Consider the following 16,027-nt stretch of genomic DNA (forward strand, 5'->3'; position numbering starts at 1 on the left):
ATCGCGGGCAAGCCCGCTCCCACATTTGAAGATATTCACACATCAAAATGTGGGAGCTGGCTTGCCTGCGATAGCTATATCAGCCCTGCCACTTCCCGCCTTCAACAATCACACTCTCAGGCTTGGTGTCATCGCTCAGCTCTTTACGCACATACTGGTCATACAGCTTGAGCAAAAACTTCTCCTCACCCAACTTCGCCAGCTCCGCGTTCACCCAGTCGCGCAGTTCGATATTGCCCTTCTTCACCGCCGGCGCAATCGGCGCTTCATCACCGAGTTTCTCTTCCAGCACGCGGTAGCCAGGGTTCTGCTTGGCCCAGCTGAACAGCACCAGGTTGTCTTGCGCGTAGGCATCGCCACGCCCGGCGGACAGGGCTTGCAGTGACTCGGAGTTTTTCTCGAACTTGAGCAGTTTCCAGTCCGGGTGGTTCTTGGTCAGCCAGATATCGGCGGTGGTGCCGGTGGTGACGATGATGGTGCGGGTCGCCAGGTCATCCAGGCTTTTGACCGCGCTGTCATTCGGCACCAGCGCCTGCACAGCGACCTTCAAGTTGGGGTTGGTAAAGTCCACCGCTTCCTTGCGCTCCGGCGTCACGGTCATGTTGGCGAGGATCAGGTCGACCTTGTCGCTTTGCAGGAACGGAATACGGCTGGCCGGCTCGACGGCTACGAACTCAACCTTGTTTTCATCGCCCAACAGGTCCTTGGCGAATTGGCGGCCAATGTCGGTATCAAACCCCACATAGCGGCCCGCTTCGTTGACGAAACCAAACGGTGGTTTGTCGGTAAACACGCCGACGATCAGCTTGTCGCGTGCTTTGATCCTGTCGATGTAGCTGGCAGCAGCGACGGGTTTGGCAGGCTCTTCGGCCTTTTTATCGCAGCCGGCCAGTAAGGCGACGGCAAACAGTGGCAGCAGTAGTTTTTTCATATCAGCTCCAATTCCTTGGTCTTTTTGGGCAGTGTTGAAACAAAGGAGAACTTCTCCAGGAACTGCTGCGCGCGTGCGGTTTGCGGGTTCGTAAAGAATGCCTCGGGGGTGTTGTGCTCGAGGATGCGACCGGCCTCCATGAACACCACGCGGTCAGCGACGGCGCGGGCGAAGGCCATTTCGTGGGTGACAATCAACAGGGTCATGCCATCGCGGGCCAGGCCTTGAATCACTTCCAGCACTTCCTTGACCATCTCCGGGTCGAGGGCGGCGGTGACTTCATCAAACAGCATGACCTGCGGGTTCATGCACAGCGAACGGACGATGGCGATGCGTTGCTGCTGGCCGCCGGAGAGCTGTCGCGGGAAGGCGTCGCGCTTGTCGGCGAGTCCCACGCGTTCCAACAGCTTTTCCGCTTGCTCACGCGCCTCGCGTGGGTCGCGTTTTTGCACTTTCAACGGGCCGAGCAGGATGTTGTCGAGCACGCTCATGTGCGGGAACAGGTGGTAGCTCTGGAACACCATGCCTACGTCCTGACGCACCTGGCGCCAGTCGGTGTGTTTGTCCAATAGCTCCTTGCCGGCAAAACGCAGGCTGCCGCTGTGGGCGACTTCCAAGCCATTCAGGCAACGCAGCAACGTGCTTTTGCCGCAGCCGCTGGGGCCGAGGATCACCACCACTTCGCCACTCTGCACGCTCAGGTCGATGCCCTTGAGCACCTGCGCCTCGCCGAAGAATTTGTTGAAACCCTGGAACTCGATCAATGCGCTCATGCCTGGCCCCAGCGCCGTTCCAGCACCTTGGAGGCGGCCGACAACGGGTAGCAGATAAAGAAGAAAAACAGGAACAGCACGCCGTAGATCAATACCGACTCGTAGGTGCGCTCGATGATTTGCTGGCCGACCTTGATCACATCCACCACGCCGATCAGCACCGCCAGCGAGCTGGTCTTGATGATGCGCGTATAGACGTTGATGGTCGGCGGCGTCATGCGTTTGAGGGCTTGGGGCAGCAGTACGTAGCCGTACAGTTGCGGGTCGGATAAACCAATCGACAACCCCGCCTCGCGCTGGCCGCGTGGCAGCGAATGGAGCGCGCCACGCACCACTTCGCCGACCTCGCTGGCGCCCCATAGCGACAGCACCAGCACCGCGCACCAGAAGCTTGGAATGCTCAGGCCAAAGAAAATCGGCAGCCCGAAAAACAGCAGGTACAACCACACCAGCACCGGGATCGCGCGAAACAGCTCGAGATAAACCCGCAGCACCGCGTTAATCACCTTGTTATTCAAGGTGCGCAATACGCCATACAACACGCCGCCGACAGTGCTGAAGGCGATGCTCAAAAATGAAATCGACAGGGTTTGCGCCGCGCCCTTGCCCAATTGCGGCAACGACACCCACAACAACTCAAGACCCGAACTGGCCATGCTGGAGCCTCCTTTCCAGGCGGCTGAGCAGCAGCGACAGCGGCAAGAACAGCAACACGCAAATCAGCGTCAGCACGGCGAGCATTTCGTAGGTCTTGTAGTAGAGCGCGATGTAGCTCTTGGTGGTGTAGAGAATCTCCGGCACCGCCACGGCGGACACCACGGTGGTCTCTTTGAGCAAAAAGATGAAATTGGCAAACAGCGCCGGCAGGCTGAGGATACTGGCCTGGGGCAGGATCACATGACGCAGCAATTGCCAGTCCGACAGGCCGATGGACTTGCCCGACTCGATCTGCGCCAGCGGCACCGCTTCCACGCCGGCGCGCAGCACTTCGGTGAGGTAGGCGCCGCCGAGGAAGGTCATGGTGATGATCGCCGCCCAGAACCCGGAGATATTGAAGCCCAGGGCCGGCAGTGCGAAGTACACGAAAAACAGTTGGATCAGCAGCGGTGTATTACGCGCCAGCTCCACATACAGCGCCACCAGGCGCGACAGGTAGGGCGTGCGAAACACCAGCAGTGCGGCGTTGATCAGCGCCACCAGCAGGGAGGTGGCAATGGCGATCAAACCCACTTGCAGCGTGACCCCCACGGCTTTGAGAAACGCCGGCAAGGTGCTGAGGATAAAAGCAAAATCGAAGGTCATCTTGAGTCCATGACGCCGCAGGGGTAATGCGGCGGGCGCTGTCCGTTCCGGCATGGGTAACGCCGGGTAGCGCGAACTTTAAAGGCATAAAAAGTAAAATTTAAATACCCAAATAGCATATTGATATCACCCAAAAAGATAACCCGCGGATTCGCGGGTTTGGCGGGCTGCGGCTATGGTTAATGGGTCTGTGTTTCGAGGGAATGAATAATGAACGAAGCGAAACCGATTGATCCGCAGGAACTGGTGAAGTGGCTGGTGGCGTTGCGTCGGGCGATCAATAGCCGCGATATCTGAAACGCTGATCGTTCCCACGCTCTGCGTGGGAATGCAGCACAGGACGCTCTGCGTCCGCTCGTGACGCGGAGCGTCACAGGAGGCATTCCCACGCGGAGCGTGGGAACGATCAATCGCAGGCAAGCCAGCTCCCACAGGGTTTGATTTTGTTTCAGGCATAAAAAAAACGCCGACGCTGCAGTAGCCGTCGGCGTTCAAACCTTGAAGGGGGTTTGGTTTACATCAGAACGCAGGCACTACCGCGCCGTTGTACTTCTTCTCGATGAAGGCTTTGACTTGCGGGCTGGTCAGGGCCTTGGCCAGTTTCTGGATGGCGTCGCTGTCCTTGTTGTCCGGGCGCGCCACCAGGAAGTTCACGTACGGCGACTTGGCGTCTTCGATGATCAGCGCGTCTTTGGCTGGGTTCAGGCCAGCTTCCAGGGCGTAGTTGGTGTTGATCACATCCAGGTCAACCTGGTCCAGCACACGTGGCAGCAGCGCCGATTCCAGCTCTTTGAATTTCAGGTTTTTCGGGTTGCTGGCGATGTCTTTCGGCGTAGCCAGCGCATTGGTCGGGTCTTTCAGCGTAATCAGGCCGTTCTTTTGCAGCAGCAACAGGGCACGGCCGGCGTTGGAGCCTTCGTTAGGGATGGCCACGGTGGCGCCATCTTTGAGTTCAGAAATGTTCTTGATCTTTTTCGAGTAACCACCGATCGGCTCAACGTGCACACCAATCACGGTGACCAGGTTGGTGCCCTTGCCCTTGTTGAAGTTTTCCAGGTACGGCAGGGTCTGGAAGTAGTTGGCGTCCAGACGCTTCTCGGCAACCTGGGTATTGGGTTGCACATAGTCAGTGAAGACTTTGATTTCCAGGTCCACGCCTTCTTTAGCCAGGGTCGGCTTGACCAGCTCAAGGATCTCCGCGTGCGGGATCGGGGTAGCCGCTACCACCAGTTTCTCGTTGGCCTGGGCGAAGCTTGCAGTCAGGGCAGCCGCCAGTGCGGTAAACAACAGAACCTTTTTCATGCAGTGTCCTTATCGAAATTCCGGGGCGTCTCTGACGACCGTTTTTTATGGTGTGCCAGCGAAGTGCTATCGCGGCGTGGGATGGACAATACCTAGATTTTTTATTCCCGAACAATATCTTTTATTCACGTTGATATTCCATTTTGTTCATGTAGCGGCTGTTCATTTAGAAAGCTGAGCAAGCTTTGCTGTTCGGCGGCGCTGGCACTCGCGAAGATGCGCTGCAGTTGTTCCAACGGCGAACCGGCGGCGGGCAGGTTCAAATGCTCGGGTAAAATCTCATCGCCACTGCTTACCAAGAGCGCAAAGTGAATAACGTTTTCCAGCTCACGGGTATTGCCCGGCCAGCTGTGATGCTCCAGCACACGCTGGGCGGCGTCACTGATCAGCGGCACCGGCAGGTCGAGGCGCTGGCTGTAGATGCCGAGGAAGTATTCAGCCAGGGACAAAATGTCGCCCACCCGCTCACGCAGAGCCGGCAGGTCCAACTGGCCCTCGCTCAGGTAATGGAACAGGCGTTCATGAAACTTGCCGGCGGCCACGGCCTGGGCCAGGTCGATACTGGTGGCGGCGACCAGCCGCACATCCACCGGGCTTGGCTGATGAGCGCCGACACGGGTGACTTCGTGGTTTTCCAGGGCGGCGAGCAATTTCACCTGGATCGGCAGCGGTAAGTCGCCGATCTCGTCCAGGTACAAGGTGCCGCCATTGGCCGAGCCAAACCAGCCGGCGCGGCTGCTGGCCGCGCCGCTGTGGCTGCCGGCGGCGTAGCCGAACAATTCAGCATCGGCATAAGTCGGGCTGATGGCGCCGCAATTGACCGACACAAACAAACCCGTGCGGTCGCTGCCCCGGTGAATATGCCGCGCCAGCAGCTCTTTACCACTGCCGGTCTCACCGCGAATCAACACCGGCAACGCACGCGGTGCGAGGCTTTCCAGCTCTTCACGCAGCTGGCGTGAACGCGGGTCGACAAACACCAGCGCCTTGGCGCGGATGCTCAGCGGGCTTTTTTCAGCATCGGGAAAGGTCAGCAACGGCTGGCCAAAGGTGTCATGACTCATGGCAGGCTCCCGCCCCAAATCCGCTCAGGGACGGGGCGTTGAAAAAATTTATGCACGGCGCCGGGCGTGATGCTCAAGGCGGTTTTGCAGGCGATAGAGGTAGGCAAAACCCTGCTCCCAGCGTTGGTGGCCGGACTTCACATTGATATGCCCGGCTCCGGACAAAATGCCGGCCTCGGCGCCCCAGTTGCGGGCCAGCTCCAAGGCGCGGGTGGCGCTGACGGCACTGTCGTTGTCGGAACTGACCACTTGGCTGGGAAACGGCAACAGGTGCGTGGGAATCGGTGCAAAGTTACGCAGGGCGGGGGCACAGGCGGGGCGTTCGACATCCGCCGGCGCCACCAGCAAGGCGCCGCGCACCTGGCGTAGAAAATGCACCGGCGCCGTGGCCGCCCAATGGGCGACCGTGATGCAACCCAGGCTATGGGCAATGAGAATCACCGGCGTGCTGTCGGCGGCGATGGCCTCCGCCAGTGCCGCCACCCAGTCTTCGCGACGCGGGGTAAGCCAATCGGCCTGCTCCACACGCGCACTGTTGGGCAGGCTGTTCTGCCAATGACTTTGCCAATGATCTTCTGGCGATCCTTGCCAGCCCGGCACGATCAGATAACGAATCGACTCGCTGTGCATGGGTGTGCCCTCCTGCAGCGTTTAACGTTGCTGGTCAGTATAGGGACGAGGGTTATATTCGTTAAGGAATAAGAAGCTATTTATTAATAACCAAAATCTCAACTGTATGGATATTTAAAAATGTGGGAGCTGGCTTGCCTGCGATAGCGGTCTCTCAGTTACAGATGCATCGACTGGCCCACCGCTATCGCAGGCAAGCCAGCTCCCACATGGACCGGGTTGCACAGTGGAAATCAGGTAAATACCAGGCAAAAAAAAGGCCGCACCCTGCCAAGGAGACGGCCAAAAATTTGTCGAGGCTTTTGAAACTTAACGTGCAGTAATCACCGACAGCTTGGTGATGCCTGCGCGCTCGATAGACGCCATGGCTCGCGCCACTTCGCCGTAATTCACACCATCATCGGCCTGCAGCTGCACCCGCACCTCCGGGTCCTTGGCCTTGGCCGCCTGCAGATTGAATTCCAGCAGGTCAGGCTGGATTTCGTCCTTGTTGATAAACAATTTGCCGGCGCCGTCGATGCTTACCACCAGCGGGTCTTTCTGCTCCACCGGGGCTACGGCCTGGGTCTTGGGCAGGTTGATCGGGATCGAATTGGTCAACAACGGCGCGGTGACGATAAACACCACCAGCAGCACCAGCATCACGTCCACCAGCGGCGTGACGTTGATCTCGCTCAGCACCTCATCACTGTCTTGCGTGGAGAAGGCCATTTCAGGACGCCTCCTTCACTTTTTGCGCGGTGCCTGCCGCGCTTTTGGTCAGCGTAGGGTGCAGCAGCACGCGGAAGGAATTCTTCTGCGCCAGGCTGTAGAAGTCGTGGGCGAAGTCATCCAGGTCCGCTGCCGTGAGCTTGAGGCGACGCAGGAAGTAGTTGTAGACCAGTACCGCCGGCACTGCGACCGCGATACCCACACCGGTGGCGACCAATGCCGCACCAATTGGACCTGCGACGGTTTCCAGGCTGGCCGAGCCGGCAGCGCTGATGCCTTTGAGGGCTTCCATGATGCCCCACACGGTGCCGAACAGGCCGATAAACGGCGAGGTGCTGCCAATACTGGCGACGACGGCCAGGCCGGTTTCCAGAGAGCGGCGCTCACGCACGATCTGCTGGCGCAGGGCACGTTCAAGGCGGTCCTGGTGATTGATGGCCTGGCTCAAGTCTGCTGCGTGCGGGGCATCACCGACCTGGATCGCTGCATAACCGGCCTGGGCTACACGGGCTGCGGCGCCGGGCTGGGTCTCGGTCAGCTCAGCGGCGGAATCGAGACTCGACGCCGCCCAGAACTGTTTGTGAAACTTGCGATCCTGCGCCTTGAGGCGCCCGAACTGCACGCCCTTCAACAACGCCAAGCCCCAGGTGGCGACCGAAAAGACCACCAGCAGCCAGATTACCGCGCTTTCGATGGATTCAAGTGGAGATGCTAATGCCATGATGTTTTCCCTCTGTGCAGGTGGCGGCGTGTCCAACACACCGCTGCCGAATCGTTAGTGAATCTTGAAATCGATCGGGACGCTGACCCAGCCGTCCTGGGCCACATCGCCCTGCTTGGCCGGCACGAAACTCCAACGTTTCACGGCGGCCAGTGCGGCGTCGTCGAGTTGCTGGCGACCGCTGCTTTTCTGGACCTGGACCTCACCCGGCTTGCCGCTGGCCAACACATGCACGCGCAACAGCACGGTGCCTTCCCAACCACGGCGCTGGGCCAGTGACGGGTACTCCGGCGCCGGGTTCTTCAAGTACGCGGCGTTGGCCGAAGCAGGTGTCACCGGCGCAGGTGAAGGTGCCGGTGGCGCTGGAGGCGCAGGTTTCGGTGGCGCAGGCGGTTGCTCGACCGCTTTTGGCACAGGTTTGGGTTCAGGTTTTGGCACCGGCTTCGGCTTGGGTTTTGGAACAGGTTTGGGCGGCGCTGGTTTGGCGGCCAACTCATCGACTACCGGCGGTGGTGGCTCGACCACAGGCGGTGGCGGTGGCGGCGGTACAGGCGCAGGCGGCTCCACCACCGGCGGCGCGGGTTGGGAAAATTCGATGGTCATCGGCGGGATTTCCGGCGGCACAATCGGCAACACCGGCGTGGGCTTCTGGCTCACCCAATAAATCACCGCACCGTGCAGGGCCAACACCAGCAACCCCAGCAGAATCCCTTCACGACGACTCGAAAAACGCTTCGGGGTTTTCTGCAAACGCAATTGCCCCAACGGCGCGCGGTGCGGCCGGCCAAGGTCGACCAACTCACCACCCGGTGCCTGGCGCCACTGCGCCTCGGGGACACTGGCGGCGGTCTGGACATTGCCCATTGATTCACTCCCCTGCGGTCTTAAGCAAAAAAACCGACGGGCCTGCCTTGGCGGCCGTCGAGGATTGAATCATCGGGGGCAGACGCTTATCTCTTAAAGTAATCTTTAAAGTTATACATAGATCTAAATTGAATAAACGAAACACCCTGAAACGCCAAAGCCACGGTGGCCGTGGCCTGTGGCGAAGGGGTTGTTTTTGAATGCTTTAAAGGCATAAAAAATATTCAGTAAACGCATGGATTGTGGCAAGCCCGCTCGCCACAAAAAAACATTCGTCGAACGCTTCAAGATGGATTGTTGGCGCATAAATCGAGCAATTGCCGCTGCAACGTTTGCCCCGCTGCCCCCAGGCCGCTGCGGCCATACAGCGCAAGGCGCACGCCCTGGACCATGGGGAAACCACTGTCGTCACCCAGTACCACATGCCCAGGCTGCACCACCCGTCGCGGCAACAGGCTGATACCCAACCCCGCCGCCACCGCCGAGCACACGCTGGCCAGGCTGGCGCTGGAATAGCCGATGCGCCAACGCCAACCGCCAACTTCCAGGTGGTGGAGCATTTCATTGCGGTACAAACCGCCTACCGGAAACGCTACCAAGAGCAGCGGGTCGCGCCCAATCGACGGCATGCTGCGGCTGTCTACCCAACACAGCGGTTCCGGCCACGAGGCCACGCAGTCATCGCTGTCGCCCATCTGCTTGACCAGCAACACGTCGAACTCACCGGCGCGGTATTGCCGCTGCAGTTCCGGACCGAGACCGCTGGTGACTTCCAGCCGCACTCGCGGATAGGCCACCACAAAGGCCGACAGCAACGGCATCAGGCGCTCGGCGGCAAAGTCCTCCGGCACGCCGAGGCGCAACACGCCGTCGCTTTGCTGGTTGATCAACACATCGGCGGCCTCCTCATGCAGCGCGAGAATGCGCCGCGCGTAGGCCAGCAAACGCTCGCCCTCGGCGGTGGGCACCACGTGGCGTTGATCGCGGTCGAGCAACTGGCATGCCACGGCGTCTTCCAGGCGACGAATCTGCTGGCTCACGGTGGATTGGGTCAGGTGCAAGCGCTCGGCAGCGCGAGTGAAATTGCCGCAATCCACCACGGCGATAAAACTGCGCAGCAACACGGGATCGAACATGTTTTTCACCATTGCGTTTGCCACTGGTTGGCATGGTTATATTTAATTTCAGAATACTCTGGCGGCTCGCCATACTTCACGCCTCTTTTGCGCAGACGATAGGCCGTGCATGACGCTCAACCATTCATTCGCAGGAAAATTGGCCGGCTGGGGCCTTTTGGTTGTACTGGGCCTGAACCTGCGCCCCATTCTCAGCTCCATCAGCCCCTTGCTCGGCGAGATTCGTCAGGCCACCGGGCTGAGCTTCCAAAGCAGCGCCCTGCTCACCAGCCTGCCGGTGGTGTGCATGGGCCTGGTGGCGCTGGTCGGCGTGCGCGTGGAAGCGCGTCTGGGCGAGCGGCGCGGCATTGCCCTTGGCTTGATGATGATTCTGCTGGCGTGCCTGGCGCGCTGGTTGATGGGCCAGGCGTCGGCGCTGCTGGTTACCGCGTTGCTGGGCGGTGCCGGTGTGGCGCTGATCCAGGCGTTGGTGCCGGCGATGATCAAGCGCGAATTTCATCACCGCGTGCCGGTGGCGATGGGTGTGTACTCAGCCTCGTTGATGGCGGGCGGTGGCCTGGCGGCGTTGCTCAGCCCCGTGGTGGCTACGCATTTTCAGCAATGGCAGGCGGGGCTTGGCGTTTGGCTGTTACCTGCGTTGGGGGCGTTGCTGCTGTGGGCCTGGCTGCCGTTGGGCGCGGCGAGAAACCTGCAAATCGCGCCGGCATTCAAGGGGCTGCGCAATCGTCGGGCCTGGCTGCTGGCGTTGTATTTCGGGCTGGTGAATTGCGGCTACATGAGCATGGTGGCGTGGCTGCCGGCCTACTATCAGCAACTGGGTTGGGGCGTGTTGCCGAGCGGTTCGTTGCTGGCGTTCATGACCATCTTCCAGGTGATCGCTGCGCTATTGATGCCGGTGCTGGCTCAGCGCGGTATCGACCGTCGCCCGCTGCTCGGCATCAGCCTGTTGGCACAGACAGTCGGCTACCTCGGCCTGATCCTCGCACCGCTGGAGTACCCGCACCTGTGGGTAGCCTTGTGCGGTTTTGGCCTGGGCGCGTGTTTCGCCCTCAGCCTGCTGCTGACCCTCGACCACCACCGCGATCCACGTCAGGCCGGGCAACTGGCGGCCTTCGTGCAAGGCGTGGGCTTTTTGATCAACGCGGTTTCACCGTGGCTGACCGGCTGGCTGCGCGAACTCACCGGCAACTTTGTCAGCGCCTGGGTGGTGCTGACGGTCACGGTGCTGGCGATGCTGGTGGTGACGCGGGTGTTCAGCCCGGCCACCTATCGCATTGGCTCAGAAGTCGTAGCGCCCAGTCACGCCTAGGGTGCGCGGCGTGCCCAGCAAGCCTTCGTAGCCGCCGTTGCCGCCGGTCCACAGGGTGGTGTAGTAGGTTTTGTCGAAGGCGTTTTTCAGCCACAACGACACATCCCACTGCCCTTGCTGGTAGTTGCCGCGCAGGCCGGTAGAGAGGTTGACCACCGCGTAGGCCGGAATCTGCCCATAGTCGGAATCCTCCACCGTGCCCACCGCTTTGGAGCGGAATGCATAGCTGGCGGTCACGTAAGGTTCGAAGCCGTTATCCAGGTTCCACTTGTATTCGCCGTTGGCGTTGGCGATCCACTTGGACGCGCCCACCACTTGGTGGCCGCTCAGGTCGCAGGAGGCCGGCGCACCCGGACGCAAGCTGACCTCCGGTGGGCACGGCGCATCTTTGTAAGACAGGTAACTCACATCGTTGAACGAGCCATTAATGTTCAACGTCAGGCCTTGGATCGGCACCAGCGTGCTTTCCACTTCCACGCCGCGTGAGCGCACCGAACCTGCGTTGGTCAGGTATTGCACGCGGTTTTCCTGGTCGTAGGCGTTGGTCTGGTAGCCGTTGACCTGGGTCCAGAACAGGTTGGCATTAAGTTGCAGGCGGCGGTCCCACAGCGTGCTTTTAAACCCCAACTCGGCGTTGTTGGCGCGCTCGGTGCCCACCAGCAGTGAATCGGCCCCGGCCGTCGGCGCAGAGCCCACCACCAAATTCACCCCGCCGGACTTCTCGCCGTGGGACAACGTGGCGTAGCCAAGCAGGTTGTCGTTGAAGTGGTAGCTCAGGTTTAGCAGCCCCGACGGCGTGGCGCTGTACTGGTTGAGATCGCCGGAGTCATACGCGCCGGTGCGCCCACGCCGCGCCGAGGCAGCGGCGCCGGTTACCGCGGCGCCACCCACGGGCGCATTGCGGCTGACCCAGGCGCTTTTTTCTTCGTAGGTGCCGCGCACACCGGCGGTGAAATCCAGGCGTTCAGTGAGGTGCCAGGTGCCTTGGGCGAACAGGGCAAAACTGTCGGTGCGAATATGCCCGTTGCCGACGCTGCTCACATCATTCAAGGCGCCGGTCGGCGTGCCATTCCAGATATCCGCCTTGGGCCCGTAATAGGCGAAGGATTTGTTATCCAGCGAGTTGCCGAAGTAGTAGGCGCCCAGCACATAGTCGAAGAAACCACCGGTAGGTGACGCCAGGCGAAATTCCTGGGACCACTGCTTATCCTCTACCGACACGCCAGCGTTATACGACGCCGGCACGTTGAGGCCATCGTCATTGCGCGGGGTGAAATTCCACCAGCGATACGAACTGACCGAGGTCAGGGTGAAGTCACTCGGCAACGTCCAGTTGGCTTCCAATGAAGTGCCGCCCTGGAACACGGTGACATGCTGATCGCTGTCCAGGTTGACCTTGCGATGGGTGCCATCCACTAGCGTCGCGCCTGCGGCGGCTGCGCGGGATTGGTAGAGGTTGGTGCCATTGATGGTCGGCCCGGTGCTGTACAGCACGCGGGTGCCGGCGCTGGAATCTTCTTCGTTGTAGTCGCCGATCCAGCGCAGGTTGAAGGTGTCGCTGGGCTTGTACAGCAACTGCCCGCGAAAGCCCTGGCGTGAGCCGCCGTTAAGATCATGGCCGTCGTATTCGTTCTTGATGTCGCCATCGCTGCGTGTGCGATAGGCCGAAAAACGCCCCGCCAAATCGTCGGTGAGCGGGCCGGAAATCGTGCCCTTGGTCTGGAAATAACCGTCCTCGCCCAACGAGGTTTCGATGCTGCGCTCCGGGGTAAAACTCGGCGCGCGCGTGCTGATATTGATCACGCCCGCCGTGGTGTTCTTGCCGAACAAGGTGCCTTGCGGGCCGCGCAAGACTTCGAGCTGCTCGATGTCCATCAAGTCGAACACCGCCATGCCCGGCCGCCCAAGATAAACGTTGTCGATATACAGCCCCACGCTGCCTTCCAGACCGTCGCTGGCCGGGTTGTTGCCCAACCCGCGAATCGACACGCTGGACTGACGCGCATGCATATAAGCGACGTTGACGCTGGGCACCAGTTGCTGCAAATCCTGAATGCGGTAGACCCGCTGGCTCTCCAGCGCCTGGCCGCCGATGACGCTCATGGGCGTCGGCACTTCCTGGGCGCTTTCGGTACGCCGCCGTGCGGTCACAGTGACGGTCTCAAGCTGGCCGCTGGCGTTTTCGCCCTTGCCGGCAGGCGCAGGTGTTTCGGCGGCCTGGGTCGGCGACCAACTGGTGCTGCCGGCCACCAACATGGCCAGGGGCAAGGACTTCAACAGACTCATAAGCGGCTCCGAAACCTGGAAATATTGTTCATCCAATATTCCAATAGGTTATTTATTTATGTTTTTACGAACATTTACTGCATAAGAGATAGCCTTTATAAGGAGTCGACCTAATGCATAGCCAATGCATTTCCCGGATATTTTTGATGTGAAAAATGCATATCGACTTGCGCCACCTTCGCCACTTCATTGCCCTTGCCGAACAACGCAGTTTTGTCGCGGCGGCGTTGGCCGTGAACCTGTCGCAGTCGGCGTTCAGTCGCAGCATCCAGGCGCTGGAACACAGTGCCGGTTGCCAGTTGGTGGACCGTGGCCGCAAGGACCTGGCGCCGACCAAACAAGGCCAGGTGCTGCTCGAACATGCACGGCGCCTGGTCAGCGGCGCCCAGCAACTGGCCAACGAGATCAGCCAGTTCAATGGCCTGGAAGCCGGTGAACTGCGCTTCGGCTGTGGCCCGGCGCCCGCTGCCGGGTTGATCCCGCGTGCCATCGGCAGTTTTATCGGGCGCTACCCCAAGGCCCGCGTGCAGTTCCAGGTGGATGACTGGCAAAGTTTGAGCAAGCGCCTGCTCAGCGAAGAGTTCGAATTTTTCGTCGCCGACACCCGCCACTTCGAAGCCAACCCGGACTACCACACCCACCGCCTGCGTGCGCGGCGCTGGTACTTCTGCTGTCGCGCCGGGCACCCGCTGGCCAAGCGCGAAAGCGTCAGCGCCGGCGAGCTGATGAGCTACCCGCTGGCGGTGACGATTCGCCCGCCGAACCTGCGCAAGGTCATCGTCGACCTCAGCGGCCGGCCGGATTACCTGCCCAATGTGGAATGCGAAAACGGCTACAGCCTGATGGGCGTGGTGCTGCGCTCGGATGCGATCGGCATCGTCAGCGCCAACAGCGATGTGCTGCACATGGCCCGGGGTGAGTTGGTGTGTTTGAAGATTGATGGGCTGGCGGAGGACTTGGAGGAGCGCTATACGCGCTACGGGATTGTCAGTCGGGCGGGGTATCGGTTGTCGCCGTTGGCAGAGGCGATGATTGAGCAGATCAAGCAAATCGATGAGTTGGATGAGGATGTGTGCGCCTTGGAAAATCTCGCTGTTTGAGCGGGCGCTATCGCAGGCAAGCCAGCTCCCACAGGGGTACGCATTTCAAGTGTGGGAGCTGGCTTGCCTGCGATAGCGCCAGTAGCAACACCCATGCATTCCCTGCATAAAACCCAGTCCTCAAATGCACTTGCCAGCCCACCACCCGAACAGCGAAAACCTTCACCTGTCCTCAGTCCGGTGAAGCCTCATGTCCAACTCCCAACCCGTGCGCAACGTGCTCTACATCATGTGCGATCAACTGCGCCGCGATTACCTGTCGTGCTACGGCCACGCGCATTTGCACACGCCCAATATCGACCGTCTCGCCGCCGCTGGCGTGCGCTTCAGCCGCGCCTACACCCAAGGCACCATTTGCGGGCCGTCGCGGATGTCGGCGTACACCGGGCGCTATGTCAGCAGCCATCAGGTGGCCTGGAACGCGGTGCCGTTGCCCTTGGAAGAGCTGACCATCGGCGACTACCTGCGCCCCCATGGCATCCGCACCGCGCTGGTGGGCAAGACCCACGCCACGCCGAACCTTGAGGCCTTGCAGCGCCTGAATATCGACCCCGACAGCCAGCAGGCCGAGCCTTTCAATGAGGTGGGTTTCGACGCTTATTTGCGCCATGACGGCATCTACCCCGACAGCCCCCTGTTCGCGGAAAAACGCGAGTCCGCGCCCTACACTCAGTACCTGCGCGAGCACGGCTACGACGGCACAAACCCGTGGCATGAATGGGCCAACGCTGCAGCCGGTGAAAACGGCGAAGTGCTCAGCGGCTGGCATATGCGCAACGCGGGGCTACCCGCACGCGTCGCCGAGGAGCATTCGGAAACCGTCTACACCACCGACCGCGCCATCGACTTTATCGCTGAACAAGGCGAGCAGCCGTGGTGTTTGCACCTGTCTTACATCAAGCCGCACTGGCCCTACATCGCTCCGGCGCCGTACCACGCGCTGTATGGCGCCGAGCATATCCAGGCGCCGATTCAGCCTGCGCAAACCAGTGATCATCCGGTCTACCAGGCTTTCCGTCAGCATCAGGAAAGCGTGAATTTTTCCCGTGATGAAGTGCGGCTCACAGTGGTTCCGACCTACATGGGCCTGATCAAACAAGTCGATGATCAACTCGGGCGTCTGTTCGATTTTCTGCAAAGCAACGGCCGCTGGGATGACACATTGATCGTGTTCACCAGTGACCATGGCGACTTCCTCGGCGACCACTTCCTCGGCGAAAAAGAGTTTCTGCTGGAGCCTGCGGTGGGTATTCCACTGATCGTGCGCGACCCGCGTGCCAGTGCCGATATCAGCCGTGGCGCGGTGGATGAGCGCCTGGTGGAAACCATCGACGCCCTGCCAACGTTCCTCGATGCCCTGGGCTTGCCGGCCGCAGACCATCGCCTTGAAGGCCGCTCGCTGATCCCGCTGCTGCACGGCGAACCCATCACCTGGCGCAACTACGCCATCGCTGAATACGACTATGCCTTCCAGGCCCCAGCCCGTGAGCGTTTGGCGCAGCCCATCGACCGCTGCCGCATGACCATGGTGCGCAGTGAACGTTGGAAGTACCTGGCCTATGACGGCTTTCGTCCACAGCTGTTTGATCTGGAGAATGACCCGCAGGAAGTACACGACTTGGGCGAGGACCCGGCGTATGCGGCGGTGCGCGAGACGCACTTGGGGTATTTGTTCGAATGGCTGCGTGGGTTGAAGCGGCGTACGACCATCAGCCATGCGGAGGTTGATTCGCGTGGCCAGTGGTTCCGGTACGGTGAGCCTGAGGCGGAAAAGGTAGTGAAAATCGGCGTCTGGTAAACACCACAAAACCTAATGTGGGAGCTGGCTTGTCGAATCGTCGCACCGCTGCGATAGCATCGCCTCGGTGTGACTCATACACCGAGGTGTCTGCATCGCA

The 16,027-nt window shown here is 60.4% G+C and carries 15 protein-coding genes; 3 read left to right on the plus strand and 12 right to left on the minus strand.

Going from position 1 to position 16,027, the window contains the following annotated elements:
- Nucleotides 1-79: 79 nt before the first annotated feature.
- From AOA62_RS20350 to AOA62_RS20400, 11 genes are all read right to left on the minus strand, one after another.
- On the minus strand, nucleotides 80-931 hold the full coding sequence (locus tag AOA62_RS20350) for a transporter substrate-binding domain-containing protein (RefSeq protein ID WP_099549536.1): 852 nt from the start codon (nucleotides 929-931) through the stop codon (nucleotides 80-82).
- On the minus strand, nucleotides 928-1,704 hold the full coding sequence (locus AOA62_RS20355; protein ID WP_099549537.1) for an amino acid ABC transporter ATP-binding protein: 777 nt from the start codon (nucleotides 1,702-1,704) through the stop codon (nucleotides 928-930). Before AOA62_RS20355 ends, AOA62_RS20350 begins: the two co-directional genes overlap by 4 nt.
- Complete coding sequence (locus AOA62_RS20360; protein WP_065930871.1) at nucleotides 1,701-2,360, minus strand: amino acid ABC transporter permease; 660 nt, start codon at nucleotides 2,358-2,360, stop codon at nucleotides 1,701-1,703. Before AOA62_RS20360 ends, AOA62_RS20355 begins: the two co-directional genes overlap by 4 nt.
- Complete coding sequence (locus tag AOA62_RS20365) at nucleotides 2,341-3,006, minus strand: amino acid ABC transporter permease (protein WP_017135749.1); 666 nt, start codon at nucleotides 3,004-3,006, stop codon at nucleotides 2,341-2,343. The genes AOA62_RS20360 and AOA62_RS20365 overlap by 20 nt, the downstream gene beginning before the upstream one ends.
- A gap of 519 nt (nucleotides 3,007-3,525) precedes the next feature.
- Nucleotides 3,526-4,308, minus strand: a complete 783-nt coding sequence (locus AOA62_RS20370; protein ID WP_017135750.1) for a MetQ/NlpA family ABC transporter substrate-binding protein — start codon at nucleotides 4,306-4,308, stop codon at nucleotides 3,526-3,528.
- A gap of 125 nt (nucleotides 4,309-4,433) precedes the next feature.
- The gene (locus tag AOA62_RS20375; RefSeq protein ID WP_017135751.1) at nucleotides 4,434-5,372 is read right to left on the minus strand and encodes a sigma 54-interacting transcriptional regulator; all 939 of its coding nucleotides are present in this window, start codon (nucleotides 5,370-5,372) and stop codon (nucleotides 4,434-4,436) included.
- Between the two features lie 48 nt (nucleotides 5,373-5,420).
- Nucleotides 5,421-6,002 carry an alpha/beta hydrolase gene (locus tag AOA62_RS20380; protein ID WP_058422586.1) on the minus strand — a complete coding sequence of 194 codons (582 nt, stop codon included), beginning with the start codon at nucleotides 6,000-6,002 and terminating at the stop codon, nucleotides 5,421-5,423.
- Nucleotides 6,003-6,311: 309 nt separating this feature from the next.
- Nucleotides 6,312-6,713, minus strand: coding sequence for a biopolymer transporter ExbD (locus AOA62_RS20385; RefSeq protein ID WP_017136714.1), 402 nt, complete (start codon nucleotides 6,711-6,713; stop codon nucleotides 6,312-6,314).
- Between the two features lies 1 nt (nucleotide 6,714).
- Entirely contained in the window at nucleotides 6,715-7,437 is a 723-nt protein-coding gene (locus AOA62_RS20390) for a MotA/TolQ/ExbB proton channel family protein (protein ID WP_085985974.1), read from the minus strand.
- Between the two features lie 51 nt (nucleotides 7,438-7,488).
- A complete protein-coding gene (locus AOA62_RS20395) occupies nucleotides 7,489-8,298 on the minus strand; it encodes an energy transducer TonB (protein ID WP_099549538.1) in 810 nt (269 codons plus the stop codon).
- A 284-nt stretch (nucleotides 8,299-8,582) separates the two neighbouring features.
- The gene (locus AOA62_RS20400) at nucleotides 8,583-9,434 is read right to left on the minus strand and encodes a LysR family transcriptional regulator (RefSeq protein ID WP_099549592.1); all 852 of its coding nucleotides are present in this window, start codon (nucleotides 9,432-9,434) and stop codon (nucleotides 8,583-8,585) included.
- Between the two features lie 109 nt (nucleotides 9,435-9,543).
- Here AOA62_RS20400 and AOA62_RS20405 point away from each other — a divergent pair, with 109 nt between their 5' ends.
- Nucleotides 9,544-10,743: a CynX/NimT family MFS transporter gene (locus AOA62_RS20405; protein WP_099549539.1), complete on the plus strand. Its 1,200-nt coding sequence runs from the start codon at nucleotides 9,544-9,546 to the stop codon at nucleotides 10,741-10,743.
- Here AOA62_RS20405 and AOA62_RS20410 read toward each other — a convergent pair.
- The gene (locus AOA62_RS20410; RefSeq protein WP_099549540.1) at nucleotides 10,714-13,029 is read right to left on the minus strand and encodes a TonB-dependent receptor; all 2,316 of its coding nucleotides are present in this window, start codon (nucleotides 13,027-13,029) and stop codon (nucleotides 10,714-10,716) included. The two genes, AOA62_RS20405 and AOA62_RS20410, sit on opposite strands and share 30 nt — an antisense overlap.
- A 155-nt stretch (nucleotides 13,030-13,184) precedes the next feature.
- Here AOA62_RS20410 and AOA62_RS20415 point away from each other — a divergent pair, with 155 nt between their 5' ends.
- A complete protein-coding gene (locus tag AOA62_RS20415) occupies nucleotides 13,185-14,129 on the plus strand; it encodes a LysR family transcriptional regulator (RefSeq protein WP_099549541.1) in 945 nt (314 codons plus the stop codon).
- Nucleotides 14,130-14,319: 190 nt separating this feature from the next.
- Nucleotides 14,320-15,927 carry an alkaline phosphatase family protein gene (locus tag AOA62_RS20420; RefSeq protein WP_099549542.1) on the plus strand — a complete coding sequence of 536 codons (1,608 nt, stop codon included), beginning with the start codon at nucleotides 14,320-14,322 and terminating at the stop codon, nucleotides 15,925-15,927.
- Nucleotides 15,928-16,027: the final 100 nt, after the last annotated feature.

It is taken from the genome of Pseudomonas sp. 2995-3, from assembly GCF_002742565.1.
GTDB lineage: Bacteria > Pseudomonadota > Gammaproteobacteria > Pseudomonadales > Pseudomonadaceae > Aquipseudomonas > Aquipseudomonas edaphica.